The organism is Micromonospora sp. NPDC047740 (assembly GCF_043204735.1).
Classification (GTDB): domain Bacteria; phylum Actinomycetota; class Actinomycetes; order Mycobacteriales; family Micromonosporaceae; genus Micromonospora.
On record NZ_JBIDCT010000023.1, the window covers coordinates 25980 to 48053 of the forward strand.

The 22074-nt window shown below is 75.1% G+C and carries 15 protein-coding genes; 11 read left to right on the forward strand and 4 right to left on the reverse strand.

What is annotated here, in order from left to right:
- Positions 1 to 57 precede the first annotated feature (57 nt).
- On the forward strand, positions 58 to 861 hold the full coding sequence (gene trpA, locus ACGF4F_RS31830; protein ID WP_387271982.1) for a tryptophan synthase subunit alpha: 804 nt from the start codon (positions 58 to 60) through the stop codon (positions 859 to 861).
- Positions 862 to 1062: 201 nt separating this feature from the next.
- Here trpA and ACGF4F_RS31835 read toward each other — a convergent pair whose 3' ends face one another.
- Positions 1063 to 1587: an NUDIX hydrolase gene (locus tag ACGF4F_RS31835; protein ID WP_393083247.1), complete on the reverse strand. Its 525-nt coding sequence runs from the start codon at positions 1585 to 1587 to the stop codon at positions 1063 to 1065.
- Between the two features lie 102 nt (positions 1588 to 1689).
- Between ACGF4F_RS31835 and lgt the strand changes: the two genes are divergently transcribed.
- Positions 1690 to 2883: a prolipoprotein diacylglyceryl transferase gene (gene lgt, locus ACGF4F_RS31840; RefSeq protein WP_393083250.1), complete on the forward strand. Its 1194-nt coding sequence runs from the start codon at positions 1690 to 1692 to the stop codon at positions 2881 to 2883.
- A gap of 11 nt (positions 2884 to 2894) precedes the next feature.
- A complete protein-coding gene (locus ACGF4F_RS31845; protein WP_357435257.1) occupies positions 2895 to 4082 on the forward strand; it encodes an NAD(P)/FAD-dependent oxidoreductase in 1188 nt (395 codons plus the stop codon).
- Between the two features lie 22 nt (positions 4083 to 4104).
- On the opposite strand, the gene ACGF4F_RS31850 is transcribed toward ACGF4F_RS31845, so the two are convergent.
- Positions 4105 to 4950, reverse strand: coding sequence for a GNAT family N-acetyltransferase (locus tag ACGF4F_RS31850; RefSeq protein WP_393083253.1), 846 nt, complete (start codon positions 4948 to 4950; stop codon positions 4105 to 4107).
- Positions 4951 to 5098: 148 nt separating this feature from the next.
- Between ACGF4F_RS31850 and gltB the strand changes: the two genes are divergently transcribed.
- The 3 genes from gltB (at position 5099) to ACGF4F_RS31865 (ending at position 13150) form a co-directional block, all read left to right on the forward strand.
- Positions 5099 to 9826 (forward strand): glutamate synthase large subunit, encoded by a 4728-nt coding sequence (gene gltB, locus ACGF4F_RS31855; protein ID WP_393083256.1) that lies wholly within the window; start codon positions 5099 to 5101, stop codon positions 9824 to 9826.
- Positions 9819 to 11327: a glutamate synthase subunit beta gene (locus ACGF4F_RS31860; protein ID WP_393083259.1), complete on the forward strand. Its 1509-nt coding sequence runs from the start codon at positions 9819 to 9821 to the stop codon at positions 11325 to 11327. Before gltB ends, ACGF4F_RS31860 begins: the two co-directional genes overlap by 8 nt.
- Before the next feature lie 200 nt (positions 11328 to 11527).
- Positions 11528 to 13150, forward strand: coding sequence for an MFS transporter (locus tag ACGF4F_RS31865; protein WP_393083262.1), 1623 nt, complete (start codon positions 11528 to 11530; stop codon positions 13148 to 13150).
- A gap of 210 nt (positions 13151 to 13360) precedes the next feature.
- Here the strand turns inward: ACGF4F_RS31865 and ACGF4F_RS31870 are convergent, their stop codons facing one another.
- The gene (locus ACGF4F_RS31870) at positions 13361 to 14824 is read right to left on the reverse strand and encodes an MFS transporter (protein ID WP_393083265.1); all 1464 of its coding nucleotides are present in this window, start codon (positions 14822 to 14824) and stop codon (positions 13361 to 13363) included.
- A 347-nt stretch (positions 14825 to 15171) separates the two neighbouring features.
- Between ACGF4F_RS31870 and ACGF4F_RS31875 the strand changes: the two genes are divergently transcribed.
- Positions 15172 to 15765: a helix-turn-helix domain-containing protein gene (locus ACGF4F_RS31875; RefSeq protein WP_357435266.1), complete on the forward strand. Its 594-nt coding sequence runs from the start codon at positions 15172 to 15174 to the stop codon at positions 15763 to 15765.
- 171 nt (positions 15766 to 15936) lie between these two features.
- On the opposite strand, the gene ACGF4F_RS31880 is transcribed toward ACGF4F_RS31875, so the two are convergent.
- Positions 15937 to 17364 carry an alkaline phosphatase PhoX gene (locus ACGF4F_RS31880; protein WP_393083269.1) on the reverse strand — a complete coding sequence of 476 codons (1428 nt, stop codon included), beginning with the start codon at positions 17362 to 17364 and terminating at the stop codon, positions 15937 to 15939.
- A 1140-nt stretch (positions 17365 to 18504) separates the two neighbouring features.
- Here ACGF4F_RS31880 and ACGF4F_RS31885 point away from each other — a divergent pair.
- The 4 genes from ACGF4F_RS31885 to ACGF4F_RS31900 all read left to right on the forward strand — a co-directional run bounded on the left by ACGF4F_RS31885 (position 18505) and on the right by ACGF4F_RS31900 (position 22068).
- Positions 18505 to 20190 (forward strand): FtsK/SpoIIIE domain-containing protein, encoded by a 1686-nt coding sequence (locus ACGF4F_RS31885; RefSeq protein WP_393083388.1) that lies wholly within the window; start codon positions 18505 to 18507, stop codon positions 20188 to 20190.
- A gap of 67 nt (positions 20191 to 20257) precedes the next feature.
- The gene (locus ACGF4F_RS31890; RefSeq protein WP_393083272.1) at positions 20258 to 21160 is read left to right on the forward strand and encodes a hypothetical protein; all 903 of its coding nucleotides are present in this window, start codon (positions 20258 to 20260) and stop codon (positions 21158 to 21160) included.
- Positions 21161 to 21350: 190 nt separating this feature from the next.
- A complete protein-coding gene (locus ACGF4F_RS31895; protein WP_148796684.1) occupies positions 21351 to 21614 on the forward strand; it encodes a DUF6244 family protein in 264 nt (87 codons plus the stop codon).
- Positions 21615 to 21621: 7 nt separating this feature from the next.
- Positions 21622 to 22068: a hypothetical protein gene (locus ACGF4F_RS31900; RefSeq protein ID WP_393083275.1), complete on the forward strand. Its 447-nt coding sequence runs from the start codon at positions 21622 to 21624 to the stop codon at positions 22066 to 22068.
- Positions 22069 to 22074 lie beyond the last annotated feature (6 nt).

Sequence of the window (22074 nt, forward strand, 5' to 3'; positions counted from 1 at the left end):
CATTCAGCTCAGCAGCGCGGCGGCTCGCGCCGCCGCGGAGCGAAGCGAGGCGGTGGCGTGAGCCGCATCGGGGTCGCCTTCGACAAGGCCCGCGCCGACGGGCGGGCTGTGCTGGTCGGCTGCATGCCGGCCGGGTTCCCGACCGTCGACGGCAGCATCGCCGCGATGAAGACCATGGTCGAGGCGGGTGTTGACGTCATCGAGGTGGAGATCCCGTACTCCGACCCAGTGATGGACGGCCCGGTCATTCAGCGGGCCAGCGACCTGGCCCTCGCCGGCGGGGTGCGGATCGCCGACACCCTGCGGATCGTCGAGGCCGTCGCGGCGACCGGCGCGCAGGTGGTCATCATGACCTACTGGAACCCGATCGAGCAGTACGGTGTCGACGCGTTCGCCCGGGACCTGGCCGCCGCCGGCGGCACCGGCCTGATCACCCCGGACCTCATCCCCGAGGAGGCCGGCGAGTGGCTGGCCGCCTCCGACGCGTACGGCCTGGACCGGACGTTCCTGGTCTCCCCGTCGTCCACCGACGCGCGGTTGCGGATGACCGCCGAGCACTGCCGCGGCTTCGTCTACGCCACCGCGCTGATGGGCGTCACCGGTGCCCGGTCGCAGACCTCCGAGGCGGCGCCGATCCTGGTCTCCCGGCTGCGCGAGGTCACCGATCTGCCGGTCGGTGTCGGGCTGGGCGTGGGGACCGGGGCGCAGGCCGGCACCGTCGCCGGGTACGCCGACGGCGTCATCGTCGGCAGCGCGCTGATCCGCTGCCTGCTCGACGCCCCGGACCAGGCCACCGGGCTGGCCGCGCTGCGGGCGCTGAGCGCCGAACTCGCCGAGGGCGTCCGCAACCCGGTCCGCTGAGTCGCCCGGCTGGAATCGCCGGCCGACAGGCCGGCTCCGGTCCGGCGAGTGGCGCCGGGGTGCTGCGGCGGTGGCTGCAGAGCGAAGGCGCCACGGATCCCCCGTCCGGGTGACAGGATCGTCACACTGTGTCATGCGACACGAGCGGCCATGGCAGGTCCCGGCTGGCACCGCGCCGCGCCGTGGAGGGTGCAGGGCCCGTCAGCGCGGGACGGCGTTCTCGCCGTCGACCGGCGCGCTGCGCGGTTCACCTCGGGGCCCGGGCGGGACCCGGTCCGGTCGCGGCTCCCGCAGCACCCCCGACCGGCCCGCCAGGGCGTCGGCCACGGCGGCCCGGGTGGTCGGGGTCAGCGCCTCAGGAAGCCCCTCGGGCGGGTACCAGCGCAGGTCACAGCCGCCGACCGGGGTGGCGGCCGGGGCGTCCCCCCGCACCCGGGCGCGGAACACGTGCACCAGGACGTCCGGCAGGGCGCCGGAGCGGCCGGCCGGGGGCCGGGGCATGCCGGGCTCACCGAGCCGGTAGAGGCCCACCAGGTCGACCAGGTCGACCGCCCAGCCGGTCTCCGCGCGGATCTCGCGTACCGCGGCGGTGAGCGGGCTCTCGTCGCGGCGCGGCCGGCCACCGGGCAGCGCCCACCGCCGGCCGGGCCCGGACCGGCGGCAGAGCAGCACCTGTCCGGCCTGGTCGGTGACGACCGCGGCGACCGCCCAGGTGAGCGAGCTCATGGACAAAGAGCCTACGGCCGGGCAAAGCATAAGTCATCCGAGGCGTCAAGCCGGCGAACCGGGGTGCCGGGAGTGCGGTCCGCAGCGGTACCGTGTTCACCCGTGACCCTCGCCCCGATGACCCCACTGGCGGCCCTGCCCAGCCCCAGCACCGCCGTCTGGCAGCTCGGACCCGTTCCGGTCCGGGCCTACGCGCTCTGCATCATTGTCGGCATCGTGGTGGCCTGCGTGGTGACCGAGTACCGGCTGCGCCGGCGCGGCGTCGCCCCCGGCGCCGTGCTCGACATCGCCGTCTGGGCGGTGCCCACCGGCATCGTCGGCGCCCGGCTCTACCACGTGATCACCTCGCCCGAGAAATACTTCGGCGCCGGCGGTGAGCCGCTCAAGGCGTTCGCCATCTGGGAGGGCGGCCTCGGCATCTGGGGCGCCGTCGCCGGCGGCGCGCTCGGTGCCTGGATCGCGGCCCGGCAGCTCGGCATCCCGTTGACGGTGGTGGCCGACGCGTTGGCGCCGGGCCTGCCGCTGGCCCAGGCCGTCGGCCGGCTCGGCAACTGGTTCAACAACGAGCTCTACGGCGGCCGGACCAGCCTGCCCTGGGGGCTGGAGGTCCACGTGATGGACCCGGACCACCCCGGGCACGCGCTGCGCGACGACGCGGGCAACCCGGTCCTGCTGCCGGGGCTCTACCAGCCGACCTTCCTGTACGAGGCGCTCTGGAACATCGGCGTCGCCGCTCTGGTCTTCCTCCTCGACCGGAAGCTGCGGTTCGGCCGGGGCCGGGCCTTCGCGCTCTACGTGATGGGCTACACGGCCGGCCGGTTCTGGATCGAGCTGATGCGCACCGACGAGGCCAACCACATCCTCGGCCTGCGGCTCAACGTCTGGACCGCGGCGCTGGTCTTCCTCGGCGCGCTGGTCTACTTCGTGCGCGTCCGCGGGCCCCGCGAGTACCTGGTCCCGGTCGGTGTCCCCGCCGCCCCGGTTCCGCCCGCGGGCGGCGACGTGTCGCAGGTCGACCTCTCCGCGCGGGAGGCCGGGCCGCGGCCGGTCGCCCCGGAGGGCTACCGGGTGGTCAGCGAGGAGCAGTTCCACGAGTACCGGGAGACCGGCGTCGTACCGGAGGAGGAGCCGGCCGCGGAACCGGCGGCCGGCACGGAGTCCGGGCACGCGGCCGACGAGACCGTCGAGTCGACCGTAGCCGGGTCCGCCGACGCCGCCGGGGAGCGGCCGGCGGCCGGCGGCGCCGCGGACCGGGCCGACGCCACCGCCGCCAGCCCCGCCGACCGGGACAGCTGAGCGGGGACGTCATGCGTACCGCGGTGGTGGTCGGCGCCGGCCTCGGCGGGCTGGCGGTGGCCGGCGTGCTGGCCCGCTCCGGGTGGCAGGTCACCCTCCTCGAACGGTCCGACCGGGTCCGCCCGGAGCCGACCGCCGTCGTGCTCTGGCCCAACGGGGTACGCGCGCTGCGCGCCCTCGGGCTCGGCGCCGGGCTGGACGCCATCGCCACCCCGCTGCCCGACGGCGGGATACGCCGCCCCGACGGGCAGTGGCTGGTGCAGCCCCGCCCCACCCCGGCCGAGCGGATGCCGGTCGTGGTGCACCGGGAGGACCTGCACGACGCGCTCATCGCCGGCCTCGGTGACCAGGTGGAGCTGCGGACCGGGGTGACCGTGCGGACCGTGCGGGCGGTTTCCGGGGAGCGCCCGGCGGTGGGCGACGGCCGGCAGACCGTGACCGCGGACCTGGTGGTGGCCGCCGACGGCACCGACAGCGAAATCCGCCGGCAACTCGCCCCGGAGTCGGCGGTGGTGAGTTCCGGCTGCGCCGCGTGGCGGGCGGTGATCCCCTGGTACCGGGCCCCGAAGCTGCCCGACGACCAGCCGGTGCCCGGGGAGACGCTGGGCGCGGGTTACCGCTTCGTGGCCGCCTCGCTCGGCGACCGGGGCGCCGCGGGCGCCGCCCGCCGGGGCGGCATCTACTGGGTGGCCACCGCCGCCGGCGCGCCCCGCCCGGAGCCCGCGGAGACCCAGCTCGCCCTGCTCAAGCGCTGGTACGCGGGCTGGCCCGCGCCGATCGCCGAGCTGCTCGACGCCACCGGGCCGGCCGACCTGGTGCAGCAGGAGATCCGCGAGCTGCGGCCGCTGCCCAGGGCGTACGGCTTCCCGGCCGGGCCGGGCGGGGTGGTACTGCTCGGCGACGCCGCGCACGCCATGCCCCCGCACCTCGGGCAGGGCGCCTGCCTCGCCTTCGAGGACGCGGCCACCCTCTCCGTGCTGCTGCGCGAGTCGCGGCTGCCCGACGCGGTGGCCGCGTACGACCGGCTGCGCCGGCCCCGCGCGGCGACCATGGTGCGGCAGACCCGCCGGATGTCGGCGGTCCTGCAGACCCGGGGTCGCCTGGCGCTGCGCGCCCGCGACGCGGCCCTCGGCACGATCAGCCCCCGGCTGCGCAACACGGCCGCCTCCGCGGCCGCCGCCTGGCACCCACCGACCTGACCCGCCCGGAGGACGGGCGGGGTCAGCCGATGAGGGCGGCCGGCTCGGCGATGCAGGCGGTGCCGATGCGGCGGAAGCCGACCCGCAGGTAGACCCGGGCGATGTCCTCGCTGCCGGCGGAAAGGAAGATCAGGTCGGTGCCGGCGGCGCGCAACTCGTGGGCGAGCGTCGCGGTCACCGCCGCACCGAGGCCGCGCCGGCGGGCCGCCGGCAGGGACGCCACCCCGGCGATCTCCGCCACGTCGCCGACCCGCATGGCCATGCCGCTGGCCAGCGCCCCCTGCTCGGGGGTCTCGGCGAGCACCGAGATCCGCCGGCCGTCGGCGATCCGGGTGGCGTCCTCCTCCAGCGTGGCCACGTCCAGCCGGGACACCGCGGCGTCCCGCTCGGCCGGGCCGGCGTCGCCGCGGGCGGTGCCGCCGTTGGCGAAGCCGATCGCGGCGACTGCCCGCCGCACCGCCACGTCCGCCGCGAAGCCCGGGTCCGCCGGGTCGAGGACCCGCACCGGTACGTCGCTGAGCGCGGCCGGGTCGGGCAGGCGCGCCGGGTCGAGCACCATCAGCGGTGCCTCCAGCACGGTCAGCCCCGCCGAGCGGGCGACGGCGAGCAGGTCCGGAGTGATCTCGTGCACCCACTCGAACGCCTCCGGCAGGCCCAGCTCCCGTTGCCGGGCCCGGACGGCGGTCACGTCGGCGAGCGAGGGCGGTGCGGTGGCGTCGAGCCGCGGGCGGGCGTAGAACGGCCACCCGGCGCCGTCCCGGACGAAGAGCACCAGTGCGCCGAATTCCTCGGTACGCGCCCCGTCGCGGGGCACCGCGTCGTAGAACCGCTCCAACCGGTCGAGCACGTCAGTGCGTACGACATCCACCGCGCGAGACTACATGTCCCACGTTGTGGAAGGTGTGATCAATCTGAACTGGCCTTGCGCCGGAAGCCCTAACGTAGACTCAATAAGACCCACGTAGGGCCGACGTCGTCCCGACCATGATCCAACCTGAGTGACGACAGGAGGCCCGGTGGCCTTTCCGTACCCTCTCAGCCCGCAGCCGGCCCCCCGCGCGACGGGGCTTTACGACCCCGCGCAGGAACACGACGCGTGCGGCGTGGCCTTCGTGGCCGACCTGCACGGACGCCGGTCGCACGAGGTCGTCGCGAACGGTCTCGGGGCGCTCTGCCGGCTGGACCACCGGGGCGCCCGGGGCGCGGAGCCCAACACCGGCGACGGCGCCGGGGTCATGATCCAGGTGCCGGACGCGTTCCTGCGCGCGGTCGTCGACTTCCCGCTGCCGCCCGCCGGCCAGTACGCCACCGGCCTGGTATTCCTCCCCGACGACGACGCGGCCGAGGCCCGGGCCCGCCAGGTGGTGGAGAAGTACGCCCTGGTCGAGGGGGCCGTCATCCTCGGCTGGCGGGACGTCCCCACCGACCCGAGCGGCCTCGGCGAGACGGCCCTCGCCGCGATGCCCCGGGTCCGGCAGGTCTTCCTCGCCGCGCACCGGCTCACCGACTCGCCCGCCGGCCCGGCCGGTTCCCCGTTGACCGGGCTCGACCTGGACCGGGTGGCGTTCTGCGTGCGCAAGCAGGCCGAGCGGGAGAGCGCCGAGCGGGGCGTGCCGGCATACTTCCCGTCGCTGTCCGGGCGGACCATGGTCTGGAAGGGCATGCTCACCCCCGACCAGCTGCCCGCGTTCTACCCGGAGCTGACCGACGAGCGGGTGGTCAGCGCGATCGCCCTGGTGCACTCGCGGTTCTCCACCAACACCTTCCCGTCCTGGCCGCTGGCCCACCCGTACCGGTTCATCGCGCACAACGGCGAGATCAACACGATCCGCGGCAACCGGAACTGGATGCAGGCCCGGGAGGCGCTGCTGCGCACCGCCGACATCCCCGGCAACATCCGCCGGGTCTTCCCGGTCTGCACCCCCGGCGCCTCCGACTCGGCCAACTTCGACGAGGTGCTCGAGCTGCTCCACCTGGCCGGGCGGAGCCTGCCGCACGCGGTGCTGATGATGATCCCGGAGGCGTGGGAGAACGACCCGGACATGCGCGCCGACAAGCGCGCCTTCTACCGGTTCCACGCCAGCCTGATGGAGCCGTGGGACGGTCCGGCCTCGGTCGCCTTCACGGACGGCGAGATCGTCGGCGCGGTGCTGGACCGCAACGGGCTGCGCCCCGGCCGCTGGTGGCGCACCGCCGACGGGCTGGTCGTGCTGGGCAGCGAGGCGGGCGTGCTCGACCTCGACCAGGCCACCGTGGTCGCCAAGGGCCGCCTCCAGCCGGGGAAGATGTTCCTGGTCGACACGGTCAACGGCCGGATCGTCCAGGACGACGAGATCAAGACCGAGCTGGCCGCCGCCCGGCCGTACGACGAGTGGCTGCACGCCGGCCTGATCGAGCTGGACGAACTGCCGCCGCGCGAGCACATCGTCTACACCCACGACTCGGTGCGCCGCCGGCAGCAGACCTTCGGCTACACCGAGGAGGAGCTGAAGATCCTGCTCGCCCCGATGGCCCGCAGCGGTGCGGAGCCGATCGGCTCGATGGGCACGGACACCCCGATCTCGCCGCTGTCCACCCGGCCGCGGCTGCTCTACGACTACTTCCACCAGCTCTTCGCCCAGGTCACCAACCCGCCGCTGGACGCGATCCGGGAGGAGCTGGTGACCAGTCTGGCGTCCACCATCGGGCCGGAGGGCAACCTGCTCGACCCGGGCCCGGCGAGCTGCCGGCAGATCGTGCTGCCGTACCCGGTGATCGACAACGACGAGCTGGCCAAGATCCTCTCCATCGACGAGGACGGCGACCTGCCCGGGTTCAAGGCGGTCCGGGTCTCCGGGCTCTACCGGGTCCGGGACGGCGGGGCCGGCATCAAGGCCCGGCTGACCGAGATCTGCCGGCACGTCTCCGAGGCGATCGAGGACGGGGTCCGGATCCTGGTGCTCTCCGACCGGGACTCCAACGCCGACCTGGCCCCCATCCCGTCGCTGCTGCTCACCGCGGCGGTGCACCAGCACCTGGTCCGCGAGCAGACGCGCACCCAGGTGGCGCTGATCGTGGAGTCGGGCGACTGCCGCGAGGTGCACCACGCGGCAGTGCTGATCGGCTACGGCGCGGCGGCGGTCAACCCGTACCTGGCCTTCGAATCGGTGGAGGACATGATCTCCACGGGCGCGCTGGTCGGCGTCGACCCGGAGAAGGCGGTCCGCAACTACGTGAAGGCGCTCGGCAAGGGCGTCCTGAAGATCATGTCCAAGATGGGCATCTCGACGGTGTCGTCGTACTGCGGCGCCCAGGTGTTCGAGGCCGTCGGCCTGGACACCCGCCTGGTCGAGCGCTACTTCCGGGGCACCCCGAGCACGATCAGCGGGATCGGGCTGCACGAGATCCACGCCGAGGTGGCCGCCCGGCACGCCCTGGCCTGGCCGGCCGCCGGGGCCCAGCCGTCCGACCGGCTCGAGGTCGGCGGCGAGTACCAGTGGCGCCGCGAGGGCGAGCTGCACCTGTTCAACCCGGAGACGGTCTTCCTGCTCCAGCACGCCACCCGCAGCCGCCAGTACGACATCTTCCGCCGGTACACCGCTAAGGTCGACGAGCTGGCCGCGCAGGCCGGCTCGCTGCGCGGCCTGTTCACCCTGCGCACCGGCGTACGCCCGGCGGTGCCGGTGGACGAGGTGGAGCCGGCCCGCGAGATCGTCAAGCGGTTCGCCACCGGCGCCATGTCGTACGGGTCGATCTCGGCCGAGGCGCACGAGACCCTCGCCATCGCGATGAACCGGCTCGGCGGCAAGTCCAACACCGGCGAGGGCGGCGAGGACGTCGACCGGCTGCACGACCCCGAGCGCCGCTCGGCGGTCAAGCAGATCGCCAGCGGCCGCTTCGGCGTGACCAGCGAATACCTGGTCAACGCCGACGACCTCCAGATCAAGATGGCCCAGGGGGCGAAGCCCGGCGAGGGTGGCCAGCTTCCCGGCAACAAGGTCTGGCCGTGGATCGCGCGTACCCGGCACGCCACGCCGGGCGTCGGCCTGATCTCCCCGCCGCCGCACCACGACATCTACTCCATCGAGGACCTGGCCCAGCTCGTCCACGACCTCAAGTCCGTCAACCCGCGCGCCCGGGTGCACGTCAAGCTGGTCAGCGAGGTCGGGGTGGGCACCGTGGCGGCCGGCGTCGCCAAGCTCAAGGCCGACGTCATCCTGATCTCCGGCCATGACGGCGGTACCGGCGCGTCCCCGCTCAACTCGCTCAAGCACGCGGGCACCCCGTGGGAGCTGGGGCTGGCCGAGGCGCAGCAGACGCTGCTGCTCAACAAGCTCCGCGACCGGGTCACCGTGCAGGTCGACGGCCAGCTCAAGACCGGCCGGGACGTGCTGATCGCCGCGCTGCTCGGCGCGGAGGAGTTCGGCTTCGCCACCGCCCCGCTGATCGTCGAGGGCTGCGTGATGATGCGGGTCTGCCACCTGGACACCTGCCCCGTCGGCATCGCCACCCAGAACCCGGTGCTGCGCGAGCGTTTCACCGGCAAGCCGGAGTTCGTGGAGAACTTCTTCCTCTTCCTCGCCGAGGAGGTCCGTGGATACCTGGCCGAGCTGGGCTTCCGCAGCATCGACGAGGCGATCGGGCACACCGAGCTGCTCGACGTCACCCCGGCTGTCGACCACTGGAAGGGCCACGGCCTCGACCTCAGCCGGGTCCTGCACCTGCCCGAGCTGCCCGCGGGCGCGGCCCGGCGCGGCATCCGGGCCCAGGACCACGGCCTGGAACTGGCCCTGGACAACCAGCTCATCGCCCTGGCTGCGCCGGCCCTGCGGGATGCGGGGTCCCGGGCGGCCGGCGCCGAGGCGCGGGACGCCGCACCGGTCACGCCGGTCCGGGCCGAGCTGGCGATTCGCAACGAGCACCGCAGCGTCGGCGCGATGCTCGGCGGCGAGGTCACCCGCCGGTTCGGCGGCGCCGGCCTGCCCACCGACACCATCGAGTTCCTGCTGCACGGCACCGCCGGCCAGTCGTTCGGCGCGTTCCTGCCGCACGGGGTCACCCTGCGCCTGTACGGCGACGCGAACGACTACGTCGGTAAGGGCCTCTCCGGCGGGCGGATCATCGTCCGACCGGACCCGACGGCGCCGTTCGCCGACGCCGCGGCCGGGCCGGGGGAGCGGGCCGAGGACCAGATCATCGCCGGCAACACCCTGCTGTACGGGGCCACCGACGGCGAGATGTTCCTGCGCGGCCGGGTCGGCGAGCGGTTCGCGGTGCGCAACTCGGGCGCGGTGGCGGTCGTCGAGGGCGTCGGCGACCACGGCTGCGAGTACATGACCGGCGGCACGGTGGTGGTGCTCGGCCCGACCGGCCGCAACTTCGCCGCCGGCATGTCCGGCGGCACCGCCTTCGTGCACCGGCTCGACCGGCGGCTGGTCAACCCGGAGCTGGTCGACCTGTCGCCGCTGCGCGACGAGGAGCGGGACCTGCTGCACGACCTCGTCCAGCGGCACTTCGCCGAGACCGACTCGGCGGTCGCGGAGGAGTTGCTCAAGCGCTGGTCGGAGGCGGTGGAGGAGTTCACCGCGGTGGTGCCCCGGGACTACCGCCGGGTGGTGGAGATCATGCGGGCCGCCGAAGCCGCCGGCCGTGACGTCGACGACGCGGTCATGAAAGAACTGACGGCGCCGGCTGAGCCGGCCCAACCGGCGCTGCCGGTGCCGCCCGCCCCGCGGGCGGTCGCCCAGGAGGTGGCTCGTGCCTGACCCGAACGGTTTCCTGCGCTACGACCGGCGGCTGCCCGCCCGCCGGCCGGTGCCGGTGCGGATCATGGATTGGCGGGAGGTGTATCCGCCGGCCGGCGAGGAGCTGATCCGCGAGCAGGCCACCCGGTGCATGGACTGCGGCATTCCGTTCTGCCACGACGGCTGCCCGCTCGGTAACCGCATCCCGGACTGGAACGACCTGGTCCGGACCGGCAACTGGGACGCCGCCGTGGAGTCGCTGCACGCCACCAACAATTTCCCCGAGTTCACCGGCCGGCTCTGCCCGGCTCCGTGCGAGGCGGCGTGCGTGCTCGGCCTCGGCGGCCAGCTGCCGGTCACCATCAAGCAGGTCGAGGTGGAGATCGCCGACGCCGCGGTGGCCCGCGGCGGGCTGCGCCCCCGCCCGGTGTCCGCGCCGACCGGGAAGTCGGTCGCCGTGGTCGGCTCCGGGCCCGCCGGGCTCGCCGCCGCGCAGCAGCTCGCCCGCGCCGGGCACGCCGTCACCGTGTACGAGCGGGACGACGCGCTCGGCGGCCTGCTCCGGTACGGCATCCCCGACTTCAAGCTGGAGAAGCAGCACATCGACCGGCGGCTGGCTCAGCTCGCCGCCGAGGGGGTGCGCTTCCGTGCCGGGGTGAACGTCGGGGTCGACGTGACCGCCGAGCAGTTGCGCGCCGAGCACGACGCGGTGCTGCTCGCCTGCGGCGCGCTGCAGGGCCGGGACGTCCCCGAGACGCCGGGCCGGCAGCTGCGCGGCGTACACCAGGCGATGGCGCACCTGGTGGCGGCCAATCGGGTCGTCGCGGCGGCCGGGGAGGGCAAGCCCGCCCTGGCCACGCTCCCGGACGGGACTCCGATCGACGCGGCCGGCAAGCACGTGGTGATCATCGGCGGTGGCGACACCGCCGCGGACTGCCTCGGCGTGGCGCACCGGCAGGGCGCGGCCGGGGTCCACCAGCTCGACCTCTACCCGGAGCCGCCGGCCGGCCGGGACGCCGCCCGGGACCCGTGGCCCACCTGGCCGTGGATCCTGCGCGACTACCCGGCCCACGAGGAGGGCGGCGAGCGGGTCTTCGCCGTGGCGGTGCAGGAGTTCGTCGATGACGGCACCGGCCAGGTCAGGGCGGTCCGGATCGCCGAGGTGAGCGTGGAGAAGCGGGACGGCCGGCGGATCGTCTCCGTGCTGCCCGGCTCCGAGCGGGAACTGCCCGCCGACCTGGTGCTGCTGGCCATCGGCTTCGAGGGGACCGAGGAACAGCCGTTGCTGGCCCAGCTCGGGGTGACCCGCAACGCCCGGGGCGCGGTCGACGCCCGCTCCGACTGGCAGACCGACGTCGACGGGGTGTTCGTCGCCGGGGACATGCACCGGGGCGCCTCGCTGATCGTCTGGGCGATCGCCGAGGGGCGGGCCGCGGCCGCGGCCGTCCACGCGTACCTCGGTGGGGTGGGCGAGCTGCCCGCGCCGGTGGATCCCGCCCGGCAGCCGCTCGCCGCGCGCTGAGCCGGCGCGGACACCGACCCCGCGGTCCGGGCCGAGCCGGCCCGGACCGGGGTGCTCACGTTGGTCGTCCGGTTCCCGCCCGGCCCGTGAAACGCCTCACGAACAGCGGCAATGAGGTTTGCGGGCGGTCAGACTTGGCGGCTGGCCGGACCTGCGGGGTCCGGCTTTCGTCGTGTCACCCACTGGACGGGGAAATCCTCATGGCCCTCGGCGCCACGTTCGCCGCGCTGCGCCACCGCAACTACCGGATCTGGGCCGCCGCCGGGTTCGTGTCGGTCATCGGGACCTGGATGCAGGTTCTCGGCGTCAACTGGTACGTGCTGGCGCAGACCGGGTCCGCCACCTCGATGGGGCTCACCGTCCTGTTGCAGGCGCTGCCCAGCCTGGTGCTCAGCGTCTGGGGCGGCGCGCTGGCCGACCGGCTGCCCGCCAAGCCGCTGCTGATCGGTGCCCAGGCCGCCCACGCGCTGCTCGCCGCCGGGCTGGCCATGGTCGCCGTCACCGGCACCGGCGGCCTGCCGGCCATCTACGCGATCTCCCTGGTCACCGGCGCGGTGTCGGCGATCGAGGGCCCGGTGATGGGCCGCTGGTGCTCGACCCTGGTGGACCGGGAGAGCCTCGGCAACGCGCTCGCCCTCGGCTCGCTCACCAACTCGGCCGGCCGCATCCTGGGCATGAGCGTCGGCGCCGTCGTGGTGGCCGCCGTCGGCCCCGCGCTGCTTTTCGCGATCAACGCCGCCAGCTTCGTCGCGGTGGTGGCGGCCCTGTTCGCCGTACGCGAGGAGGAGCGGCACGGCGCACCGGACGACGGCTTGCGGTCGCGGCGCGGCGCAAGACGGGCCGAGCTGGAGTTGTCGGAGGCCGAGGCGGTGCCGGCGGACCGCAGCATCCGAGCCGGCTTCCGGTACCTGCTGCGGCAGCCGGTGGTGCTGGTGGCCCTGGCGCTGTCCTTCGTGCTCGGCAGCCTGGGCCGCAACTACCAGGTGACCATGGCCGCGATGAGCGACGGTCCGCTGCGCGGCGGCGCGTCCGGGTACGGCTTCCTCTCCACCGTCTTCGCGGTCGGTACGGTGCTCGGCGCGCTGGTCGCGGCCCGCCGCCGGGAGCTCGGCTACCGGGTGCTGGTGGGGGCCGGCCTGCTGGCCAGCGCCCTGCAGATCGTCGCCGGGCTGGCCCCCGGCACACTGAGCTTCGCCGCGGTGATGCTGCCGGTGGCGGCGGCGGCCGTGATCATCGACACCACGGTCGGCGCCCGCGCCCAGCTCGACACCGACTACGCCATGCGGGGGCGGGTGCTGGCCGCCCTGGCGGTCACCGGCTCGGTCTCCGCGGCCGTCGGCGCGCCCCTGCTCGGCTGGCTCGCCGAGCACGCCGGACCCCGGCAGACCCTGGTGCTGGCCGGCACGCTCACTACCGTCGCCACCGTGGCGGCCGGGGTGGCCCTCGACCGGCTCCGGGAGCGGCGGCTGCGGCGCCGGCTCAGCCTGGTGCTCGCCGCGCCCGCCGTGCGCCGCCGCGCCGCCGCCACCGCCCGCGTCGTCCGGCCGGCGAGCGTCCCGGCGGTCGCCCGCCCGGTGGCCGCGGCCGGCCCCGTCGCCCCGATGGCCGCCGAGGGCCCGCGCCCGGTTCCGGCGTCCCGCCCGGTGGGGCTGCGCCTGCCCGGCACGCGGTTCGCCGGGCTGCGCCCCCGGGCTGGGCGGTTCGCGGCCGGCCCGTCCGCCCGCACGGCCCACGAGTGCGCCGCCTGCGCGTCGCACCGGTCGCGCCGCCGGTCCCGGGCCACGGCATTGGTTCACGCGGCCGACTGCGCCCTCGCCGGCTGACCCGGCCGGACCCGCTACCGACCTGACGGCATCGGGCCCTTCAAGATCCCGCTCGATCCAGGAAGTAGTGGCCTCCCGCCCGGGAGGCCACTACTTCCACGTTCGAGCGCGACCTGCGGGCCGGTGCGGCTACTCCGGCGGAACGCGCTGACCGGCGCGTGGGTGGCGGCGCGCGGGTGAGTCGCCCGCGCTGTCAGCCCCGGAGTCGGATCAGCGTCCCGCCGTCGCGAGTTCGCCGGTCAGCTCCGGCCCGGCGCTCCCCGGCGACAGCTCCGCGCGCCGTTCACGCATCGCCGGCCGCCCGGCCGGAACGATCAGCGCGGCCATCGCGGCGGCTAGCGCGATCCCGGTGAGCACCAGGAACCCCAGGGTGAACCCGGCCTCGCGCGGCAGCCCGCTCGCCTGCGGGTGGGCGGTGATCACGCCGCTCACCACCGCGGCACCGATCGCGCCGCCGATGGTGCGGATGTTGGCGTTCATGCCGGTGGCCACCCCGGTCTGCCCGGGCGGCACGCTGGCCACGATCAGGTTGGCCATCGAGGCGAACGCCAGCCCGATGCCCAGGCCGACCAGTCCCCCGGCCACACCGATCTCCCAGCGGGTGTCGTGGGCGACGGTCAGCATCGCCGAGGCGAGCACGTTGCACACCGCGCCGGTCGCCAACTGTGCCTTGGCGCTGAACCGGCCCTGCAGCCGGCCGGCGGCGAGGCCGGCGACGAACATGGCGACCAGCATCGGCAGCATCAGCAGCCCGGCCTGGGTGACGCTGGCGCCGAAGCCGTATCCGGCGCTGGTCGGGATCTGCACGAACTGCGGCAGGAAGGCGTAGACGGCGAACATCGAAGCGCCGTAGAGCAGGGCGACCAGGTTGGTCGTCCAGACCCCGGGCAGGCGCATCATCCGCAGGTCGATCAGCGGGTTCGCCGAGCGGGCCTCGGCCACCAGCCAGGCGACCAGGAGCAGGCCGGCGAGCACCAGCAGGCCGGTCACCCGACCGGAGGTCCAGCCCCAGGCGGCGCCCTTGCTGATCGGCAGCAGCAGCGCCACCAGCCAGCCGGAGAGCAGCAGGGTGGCCGCCCAGTTGATCCGGCCGGGCGTACGGACCGGCGACTCCGGCACGAACCGGTGCGCGGCGAGCGCGGTGAGCCCGACGACGACCAGCGGGATCCAGAACAGCCACCGGTACCCCAGGGCGGCGACGATCGGACCGGCCAGGACGACGCCGAGGCCGCCACCGGCGGCGACGATCGCCGAGATCGCCGCGACGGCGGAGCCGACCCGCGCGGCGGGGAACTCGTCGCGGATGATGCCGAACGACAGCGGGAAGACCGCGCCTCCGACGCCCTGGACCACCCGGGCGACGATGAGCACGCCGATGCTGGGGGCAACGGCCGCCAGCAGGCAGCCGAGCGCGAGCGCGGCGAGGGAGACGACCAGCATCCGCTCCTTGCCGACCATGTCGCCGACCCGGCCGAGGACCGGGGTGAAGATCGACGCGGAGAGCAGGTAGGCGGTCAGCACCCAGGTCACGGTGTTCTGGGAGGTGTGCAGGTCGTGCTGGATGGTGGGCAGCACCGGGGTGATCAGCGACTGGAGCATCGCGAAGAAGCCGGTGCCGGCCGCGAGGACGAGGAAGGTCAACCGACGCGAGCCGCGTCGGATGGTTTCGGTCACGGAGGGAACTCCCGTTCGCGTACGAAAGAAAGGTCTGCCGGGGGCGACGGTCGGTCGCCCGGGTGTGCGGTCGACGTGACCGCGGGGCCGCTCGCGCGGATCGGGGGACGGCTCGCGCAGGGGCGCGGCCGGGGCGATCTGCCGCGGTGGCGGCCGGGACTGCCGGTGTTCAGCCGAATGCGGGCATGGTGGGACCTCCTGGGTCCGGTGTCTGGATGGCCGATCGCGCAGGTGGGGATCGGCCCGAAATCCGGAGTAAGCTATCCGGAGGCATGGCTCCGGTCAGTTCCGGAGGGGTGCCTCCACTAACCTATCGGAGGGGTGCCTCCGGTTGCAAGGCAGGAGAGGTGACGCCCGTCATGGCCAGCGGCGACCAGCTGGGGGAGGTCCTTGCGCGCCGCCCGAAACGAGCGGATGCCCGGCGCAACTACGACGCGTTGATCGCCGCCGCGCGGGAGGTCTTCGGGGAGTGCGGTGCGGGCGCCTCGCTGGAGGAGATCGCCCGGCGGGCCGGGGTCGGCATCGGGACGCTCTACCGGAACTTCCCCAACCGGCGTGACCTGTTCGAGGCGGTCTACGTCGAGGAGGTGGGAGCGCTCAGCCGGTCCGCCGCCGACCTGGCGGACCTCCCGCCCTGGGATGCCCTGGTCGCCTGGCTCAACCGGTTCGTCGCCTACGTCGGCACCAAGCGAGCCCTCGCCGAGGAGCTGGTGCACGACTCCGAGGTGTTCCGCAGCTGCCGCACCGAGATCTACGCCGCGGGCGAGCCGTTGCTGCGCCGCGCTCAGGAGGCCGGGGTGGCCCGGCCGGACGCCAGCTTCGACGACGTGGTGCGGCTGATCAGCGGGATCACGGCGTACCAGTTCCCCGAGCCGGCCCAGCGCGACCGGGTGCTGGCCATCGCCCTGGACGGCCTGCGCCACCCGGCTGCGCGCCCCTGACGCCCGGGAAGGTCCGCGCGCCGGGTCCGGTCGCGTCGAGCGCAGCCGGGCCGTTGGGCCGGGTCGGCGGTGCCAGGCCGGCAGCCGCCGAGGCCAGCACCGGACGGCTGGGGTGGTCCTGCCAAGCCGGCGGCCGGCGGCCCCTCGGGAACTGCCGGCCGCCGCCGGTACTCAGGAGTGGTCAGCCGCCAGGTCGGCGTTGCTCGGCCGGCCCCACGGGCCGGTGATCGCGAAGACGTAGCCGGGGGACTGGATGTTGGCGAACAGAATCTTCCCGTCGGCGCTGAACGTCGGCCCGGTGAACTCGCTCTCGTTCAGCTCGTTGCGGGCCAGCGGGTACGCCTTGCCCTGCTCGGTCACCCCGACCAGGTGCGACAGGCCCTCGCCGTCCTCGGCCAGGATCACCCCGCCGTACGGCGACACGGTGATGTTGTCCGGGCCGTCGTAGTTGCCGGTCTCCTCGTCCGGGTTCTGGTTCACCCCGAAGATGGTCTTCAGCGTGACGGTCTCGGTCCGCGGGTCGTAGAACCACACCTGGCCGTCGTGCTCGTTGACGCTGCCGTCGGAGTGCCGGGCGAAGCTGGCCACGAAGTACGCGCCGCCGTCGGCCCACCAGGCGCCCTCCAGCTTGCGGCTGCGGGTCACCTGCTCGTCGGCGAACTGCTTACGCACCGAGACGGTCTTCGCGTCCCGGTCCGGCACGTCCACCCACTCCACCTTGTAGCGGGTGCCCGGCGTGGTCGCCTCGGACAGGTCGGCGACGTGCTGGCTGCCCAGGAAGCACTTCATCGCCTGGAGGCTGCCGGCAGTGTCCCCGTCGGGACGCTGCGCCAGCGCGCGCAGCGCGCCCTTGCCGCCGCGGAAGCCGGCCGGCGGCGTCCAGCGGAAGTAGAGCCCGTTCGGCCCGCCGGCGTCCTCGGTCAGGTAGATCGCGTGGGTGTACGGGTCGACGGCCACCGCCTCGTGCGCGTACCGACCGAGGAACTTCAGCGGCACCGGGTCCAGGTTGGCGGACCGGTCGTGCGGGTCGACCTCGAAGGTGTAGCCGTGGTCCTTCAGGTACCGCCCGCCGGCCTTCTGCTCGGTCTCCTCGCAGGTCAGCCAGGTGCCCCACGGGGTGATGCCGCCGGCGCAGTTGTTGTGCGTCCCGGCCACGCTGACGTACTCGCGCAGCCGCCGGCCCTGGGCGTCCACCTCGATGGTGGTGGTGCCGCCGCGGGCACCGGGGTCGTAGGTGAGGCCGGCCAGCGCGGGCACCGGGAAGGGCTCGCTGCCGCCGATCTCGTGGTTGTTGACCAGCACCGAGCCCTCACGGCCGAGGAAGCAGCCGGTGCCGTCGGCGTCGCTCGGGGTCGGCTGCCCGGACTCCAGCAGGGTCACGCCGGCCTGCGCCACGATGGTGTACGAGAAGCCGGGCGGCAGGGCCAGCAGGCCGGCCGGGTCCGGAACGAGTTCGCCGTAGCCGACCGCCGGGCGGGCCGCGGCCCGCGCCGCCGCCGGTCCCGCGATGACGTCCAGGTTACCGGCCACCACGATGCCGAGGGCGCCAGCGGCACCGCCGCGCAGCATGGACCGGCGGGAAATGGGGGAGGAGCTCACGTCGTCGCCTTCCTGTTCACGATGCTTCCGTCAGCAGGCAAACGGCGGCCGGGGAACGCCGCCGACGCGGCCGGGGTCCGCGAGGTGAACAGTAGACAAATCCTGAAAACGCGTCACGTACTGTGCCGGCTCGGCGGGCTTCCGTTAGGGTTCCCTCGATCGGGACCGCGACGGCGTCGGAGGGACGGGACGGTGGGCAGGCTCGCGACGGCGTACGGGCAGGCGGTCGCCTTCCACCGGCAGGCCGTACGGCGCTGGGAGGCCGCGCGGCGGGCGCTCGCCGCCGCCGGGCCGGTCGCCCCCGGCAGCCCCGAGCTGGTCGCCCGGCTGGCCCGGCTCGGCGCCGAACTGGCCGCCGCCGCACCAGGCGCCGCCCGCCCGGTCACGACCCCGGTGCCGGTCCGCATCGGCGAAGCGACCACCCTGGACGGTCGCTTCCCGGTGCTGGTGCCGCTGGCCGGCGGCACGCACCTCGCGGTCGACACCGACGCCCGCGATCCGCGGGTCGGTGAGCTGCTGCGGGCCGTGGTGGTGCGGCTGCTCGCCGCCGCGCCGGCCGGCACGGTCCGGGTCGCCGGCATCGACCCCGCCGCGTTCGGCGCCGCGTTCCTGCCGCTGCGCCCGCTGCTGGACGCCGGGGTGCTCGGCCCCGCCGCGACCACCGCCGCCGAGGTGGCCGCCCTGCTCGACGAGGCGGAACGGCACGCCCGCAGCGCCCAGCAGGCGGTCCGGGACGACCAGGAACTGCTGCTGGTGGTCGCCGCGTCCGCCCCGCCGCCCCGCGAGCTGGCCCGGCTCGCCGCGCTCACCCACGCCGGTCCGGCCGCGGCGGTCTGCGTGCTGCTCGCCGGCTACCCCGCCGCCGGTCCCGGCGACCCGCCACCGCCGCTCGGCGCCACCACCCAGCTACGGCGGGGCGACCGGTACGCGCTGGTCGGCGACCCACCCGGCCAGCCGTTCAGCGCCGACGGCAGCGGCCTGCCCGCCCCGGTGGTGCTCGACGGCGACCCGGCGCACGCCACCGTCACCGGGCTGGCCCGGCAGCTCGCCGCGGCCACCCGCCGGGCCGAGGCGGTGACCTTCGCCGACCTGCTCCCGGCCAGCCGCTGGGCCGAGTCGTCCGCCACCGGGCTGCGTACCGTGCTCGGCCGGTCGGTTCGCCAACTCCAGCTCGGCGCGTCCGACGCCGCGCCACGATCTGCAGCCGGCGCTGAAGTCGTCGGCCAGCCGATCACGGTCGCCTTCGACGACGCCACCCCACACTGGCTGGTCGGCGGGCGGACCGGCGCGGGCAAGACGGTGTTCCTGCTCGACGTGCTCTACGGCCTGGCCGCCCGGTACGCCCCGACCGAGCTCCAGCTCCTCCTGCTCGACTTCAAGGAGGGCGTCAGCTTCACCGAGTTCGTCCCCACCGAGCGCGACCCGTCCTGGCTGCCGCACGCCCGCGCGGTCGGCATCGAGTCCGACCGCGAGTACGGCGTCGCCGTGCTGCGCGAGCTGCGCGAGGAGCTGACCCGCCGGGCCGACCTGCTCAAGCGCCACGGCGTCACCAAGCTCGCCGACCTGCCGGCCGAGCACCGGCCACCCCGGATCGTCACCGTGGTCGACGAGTTCCACGTGCTGTTCGCCGGCAACGACGCCCTCGCCCGGCAGGCCGTCGACCTGCTGGAGGAGTTGGCCCGCAAGGGTCGCTCGTACGGCCTGCACCTGGTGCTGGCCAGCCAGAGCACCACCGGCATCGAGGCCCTGTACGGCCGGGCCGAGGCCATCTTCGGCCAGTTCCCGCTGCGGGTGGCGCTCCCCGGCGGGAGCGGGATGCTCGACCCGCTCAACGACGCCGCGCAGGCGCTGCGGGTGGGGACGGCCGTGGTCAACACCGCCGGGGGCGCGGCCGGCGCGAACACCGAGGTCCGCTTCCCCGACGCGCACGCCGCCGGCGCCGACCTGGCCACCCTCCGGCACGAGCTGTTCCAGGCCCGGCCGGCGGGCACGCGCCCGCCCATCGTCTTCCGCGGGTACGAGACGCCGCGACTGGCCGCCGACCCCACCTGGGCCGCGCTGCGGCCGGGCACCGAGCCGCCGCTCGCGCTGGTCGGCCGGACGGTGGACGTGGCCGGCAGCACGGCAGCCTTCCGCCTGGAAGCCAACCCCGGCCGGCACCTCGCCGTGGTCGGCACCGCCTCGGCCGGGGTGGACGTGCTCCGCTCGGCCACCCTCAGCCTGGCCCGGCAGCAGGCCCCCGGCACGGCCCGCTTCCTGCTCGCCCCCCTGGCGTCCGGCACCACCGATGCCGCCGACGACCTGGCGATGACCCTGGCCGCCGCCGGGCATCCGGTCCGCCGCCTCGACGCGGCGGCACTGCGCGCCCAACTCGCCGAGCTGGCCGCCGGACCCGGCGGTGAGCGACCGGGCGGCCCGTCCGGCGCCGCGGCTGGCTCGGGGGGTGATGCGCCCGGGCGCACCTATCTCGTGGTGTTCGGGGTGGACGCCGCCTCCGGCGTGCTCGCCGCCACCGACCCGGCCACCTTCCGCTCCGGGCACGACGACCTGCGGGCCGTGCTGCGCCAGGGGCCGGCGCACGGGGTGCACCTGCTCGGCTGGTGGCGCGGGCTGCGCCGACTCGGCGACGACCTCGGCGGTACGCAGAACCGCGACGACCTGGCCTGCCTGGTCGCGCTGAACGTGTCCGGCGCGGACCTCGGCCTGCATCTGGGCTGGCACGACCTCGGCTACGTCCCGCGTGACGGGCGGGCCCTGCTGGTGGACCGACACGACCAGCGGACCACCCTGATCGTGCCCTTCGTCGGTGACGGAGGCGACGCGTGAGCGAGCGAACCATTTGGCTCGGTAGCGTGGCGCCTCGCGCCGCCGCGGAGCGGAGCGAGGCGGCGGCGTGAGCGGATTCGAGGAGTACGCGGCCCTGGCCCGGGAACTGTCCGCGCGGCAGCGCGGCGAGGAGCAGGCCGTCGCCGCAGAGGCGGAACGCCGCCGGTCCCTGCACACCGCCGTCGACCAACTCGGCCAGCGGCTCGCCGCCCAGGGTCAGCGCCTCGACCAGCTCGGCCGGGCCGCCGGACTGCCGGCTTCGCCGCCGGCGGACCCGGCGGACCGGGTCCCGGCACAGGGCGGACCGGCGATCCCGGCTGGGCCGGCACCGGCCTGGTCGACGCCGACCGGTGTGTCGAGTCTGGCCGGACCCGGGCCTAGCACGGGGCCGGGGGCCGTACCGCCGCCGGCGGGCGCACCGCGCCTGGCGGGGGCACCCGGACCCGCGCCCGGAACCGGGGCGGGGGCGACCGGCGGCGCAGCCGCCGCGCCGGGGCGGCCGGGCGTCGGGGCGTACCCGGAAAATGCCGTGCCCGCCCCCTCGGCGGAGGCGGACCCGGCGGCGGAACTGGCCGCGGCCCGGCAACTGGTCGACGAGGCCGACCGGTACGGGCAGCAGGCCGAGGCGATCGCGCACCGGCCCGCGCTGCTGCCGACCTGGTCGCCGCCGGCTCGGGCCGTCGCGGTCTACGTGGCGTGCGCGCTGGCCGGCTCGGTGCTGATGCTGGTCGCGCTGGTGGGTTCGCAGATCCCGGCCACCGGGCTCGATCTGGTGGCCGCCGCCTCGTGCGCGGGCGTGCCGCTGCTGTCGTTCCTCGCCGGGCAGCTGGTGCTCGCCCGCTGGGGCCGGCCGCCGGTCAGCTCCGACCCCCCGCCGTCGCGGTACGTCCCGCTCGGCTTCGTGATCTGTGCGCTGTTCTCCCCGTCGCTGTTCTGCGTCTACCTCCTGGTGTTCCGCCTGATGCGCTGACCGGGTCCGGCCGGCGTGATCGGGTGGTCGCGGGGCGTGCGGTGATCTCGTAGGCTCCTCAGTGGCCGGTGCGGCGGTGCCGGTCGGGCGACGCGGCGGGACGGGGAGGGCGCGTGAGCGAGCGGAGTGAGCGAACCATTCAGTTCAGCAGCGTGGCGCCTCGCGCCGCCGAGCGGAGCGAGGCGGTGGCGTGAGCGCAGCCCAGATCATCGCCAGGCTGGCGGCGGCGGCGCAGAAGCTGGACGAGGCGAAGGCCAAGACGGCGGCTGCGGCCCAGGACGCGGCCGAGGCGCGCGCGCTGGTGGCCGGCGCGCTGGAGGGCGTGGCGGCGGGGCCGTTGCTCGGCGTGATCGATGCCTATCGGCAGGCCCTGGCCCAGGCCGCCCAGGGCGGCGAGCCTGCCCGGCAGCATGTCCAGGAGACCATCGCCAAGGTCCAGGCGCTGGGAAACTGAGCCCGGGATGAGCGATCGGGACGGGTCCGTCGCCCGCGACGGCGGTGAGCTGGACGGCTTCCACGTCGGTCACGTGCCGGCCGGTGCCGGCACCGAGGTGTCGGACTTCGCCAGCGAGTGGGACGAGGTCAGCTTCGCCACCCGGGTCTGGGAGCGCCAGGTCGCGGAGGGCTACCGGGTCGACCTGCGGGTGCACGTGCTCCGCGGGGAGCGGCTCATCGACCTCACCGCGTTGCACGATTTCCTCGCCGACTACCACGAGCGCGACCCGGCTGGTGGGGAGTGGGTCGAGTTCGCCCATCCCGACGGCCCCGGCCTGATCGGCGTGGGGGAGGCGTTCTGGCTGGTCGAGCCGGGCGTCGCGGTCGACGTGCTGGCCGACCCGGAGCGGTGCGACCGGGCCGGGCTGGCGGCGACCGCTCGCGCGATCACCCGCGCGACCGCCTCGGCGTGAGCGCCG

Coding starts and splice junctions, on each gene's coding strand:
- ACGF4F_RS31865 (WP_393083262.1), top strand. CDS start 11,528: ATGGCCCTCGGCGCCACGTTCGCCGCGCTGCGCCACCGCAACTACCGG.
- ACGF4F_RS31835 (WP_393083247.1), bottom strand. CDS start 1,587: ATGAGCTCGCTCACCTGGGCGGTCGCCGCGGTCGTCACCGACCAGGCC.
- ACGF4F_RS31845 (WP_357435257.1), top strand. CDS start 2,895: ATGCGTACCGCGGTGGTGGTCGGCGCCGGCCTCGGCGGGCTGGCGGTG.
- ACGF4F_RS31900 (WP_393083275.1), top strand. CDS start 21,622: ATGAGCGATCGGGACGGGTCCGTCGCCCGCGACGGCGGTGAGCTGGAC.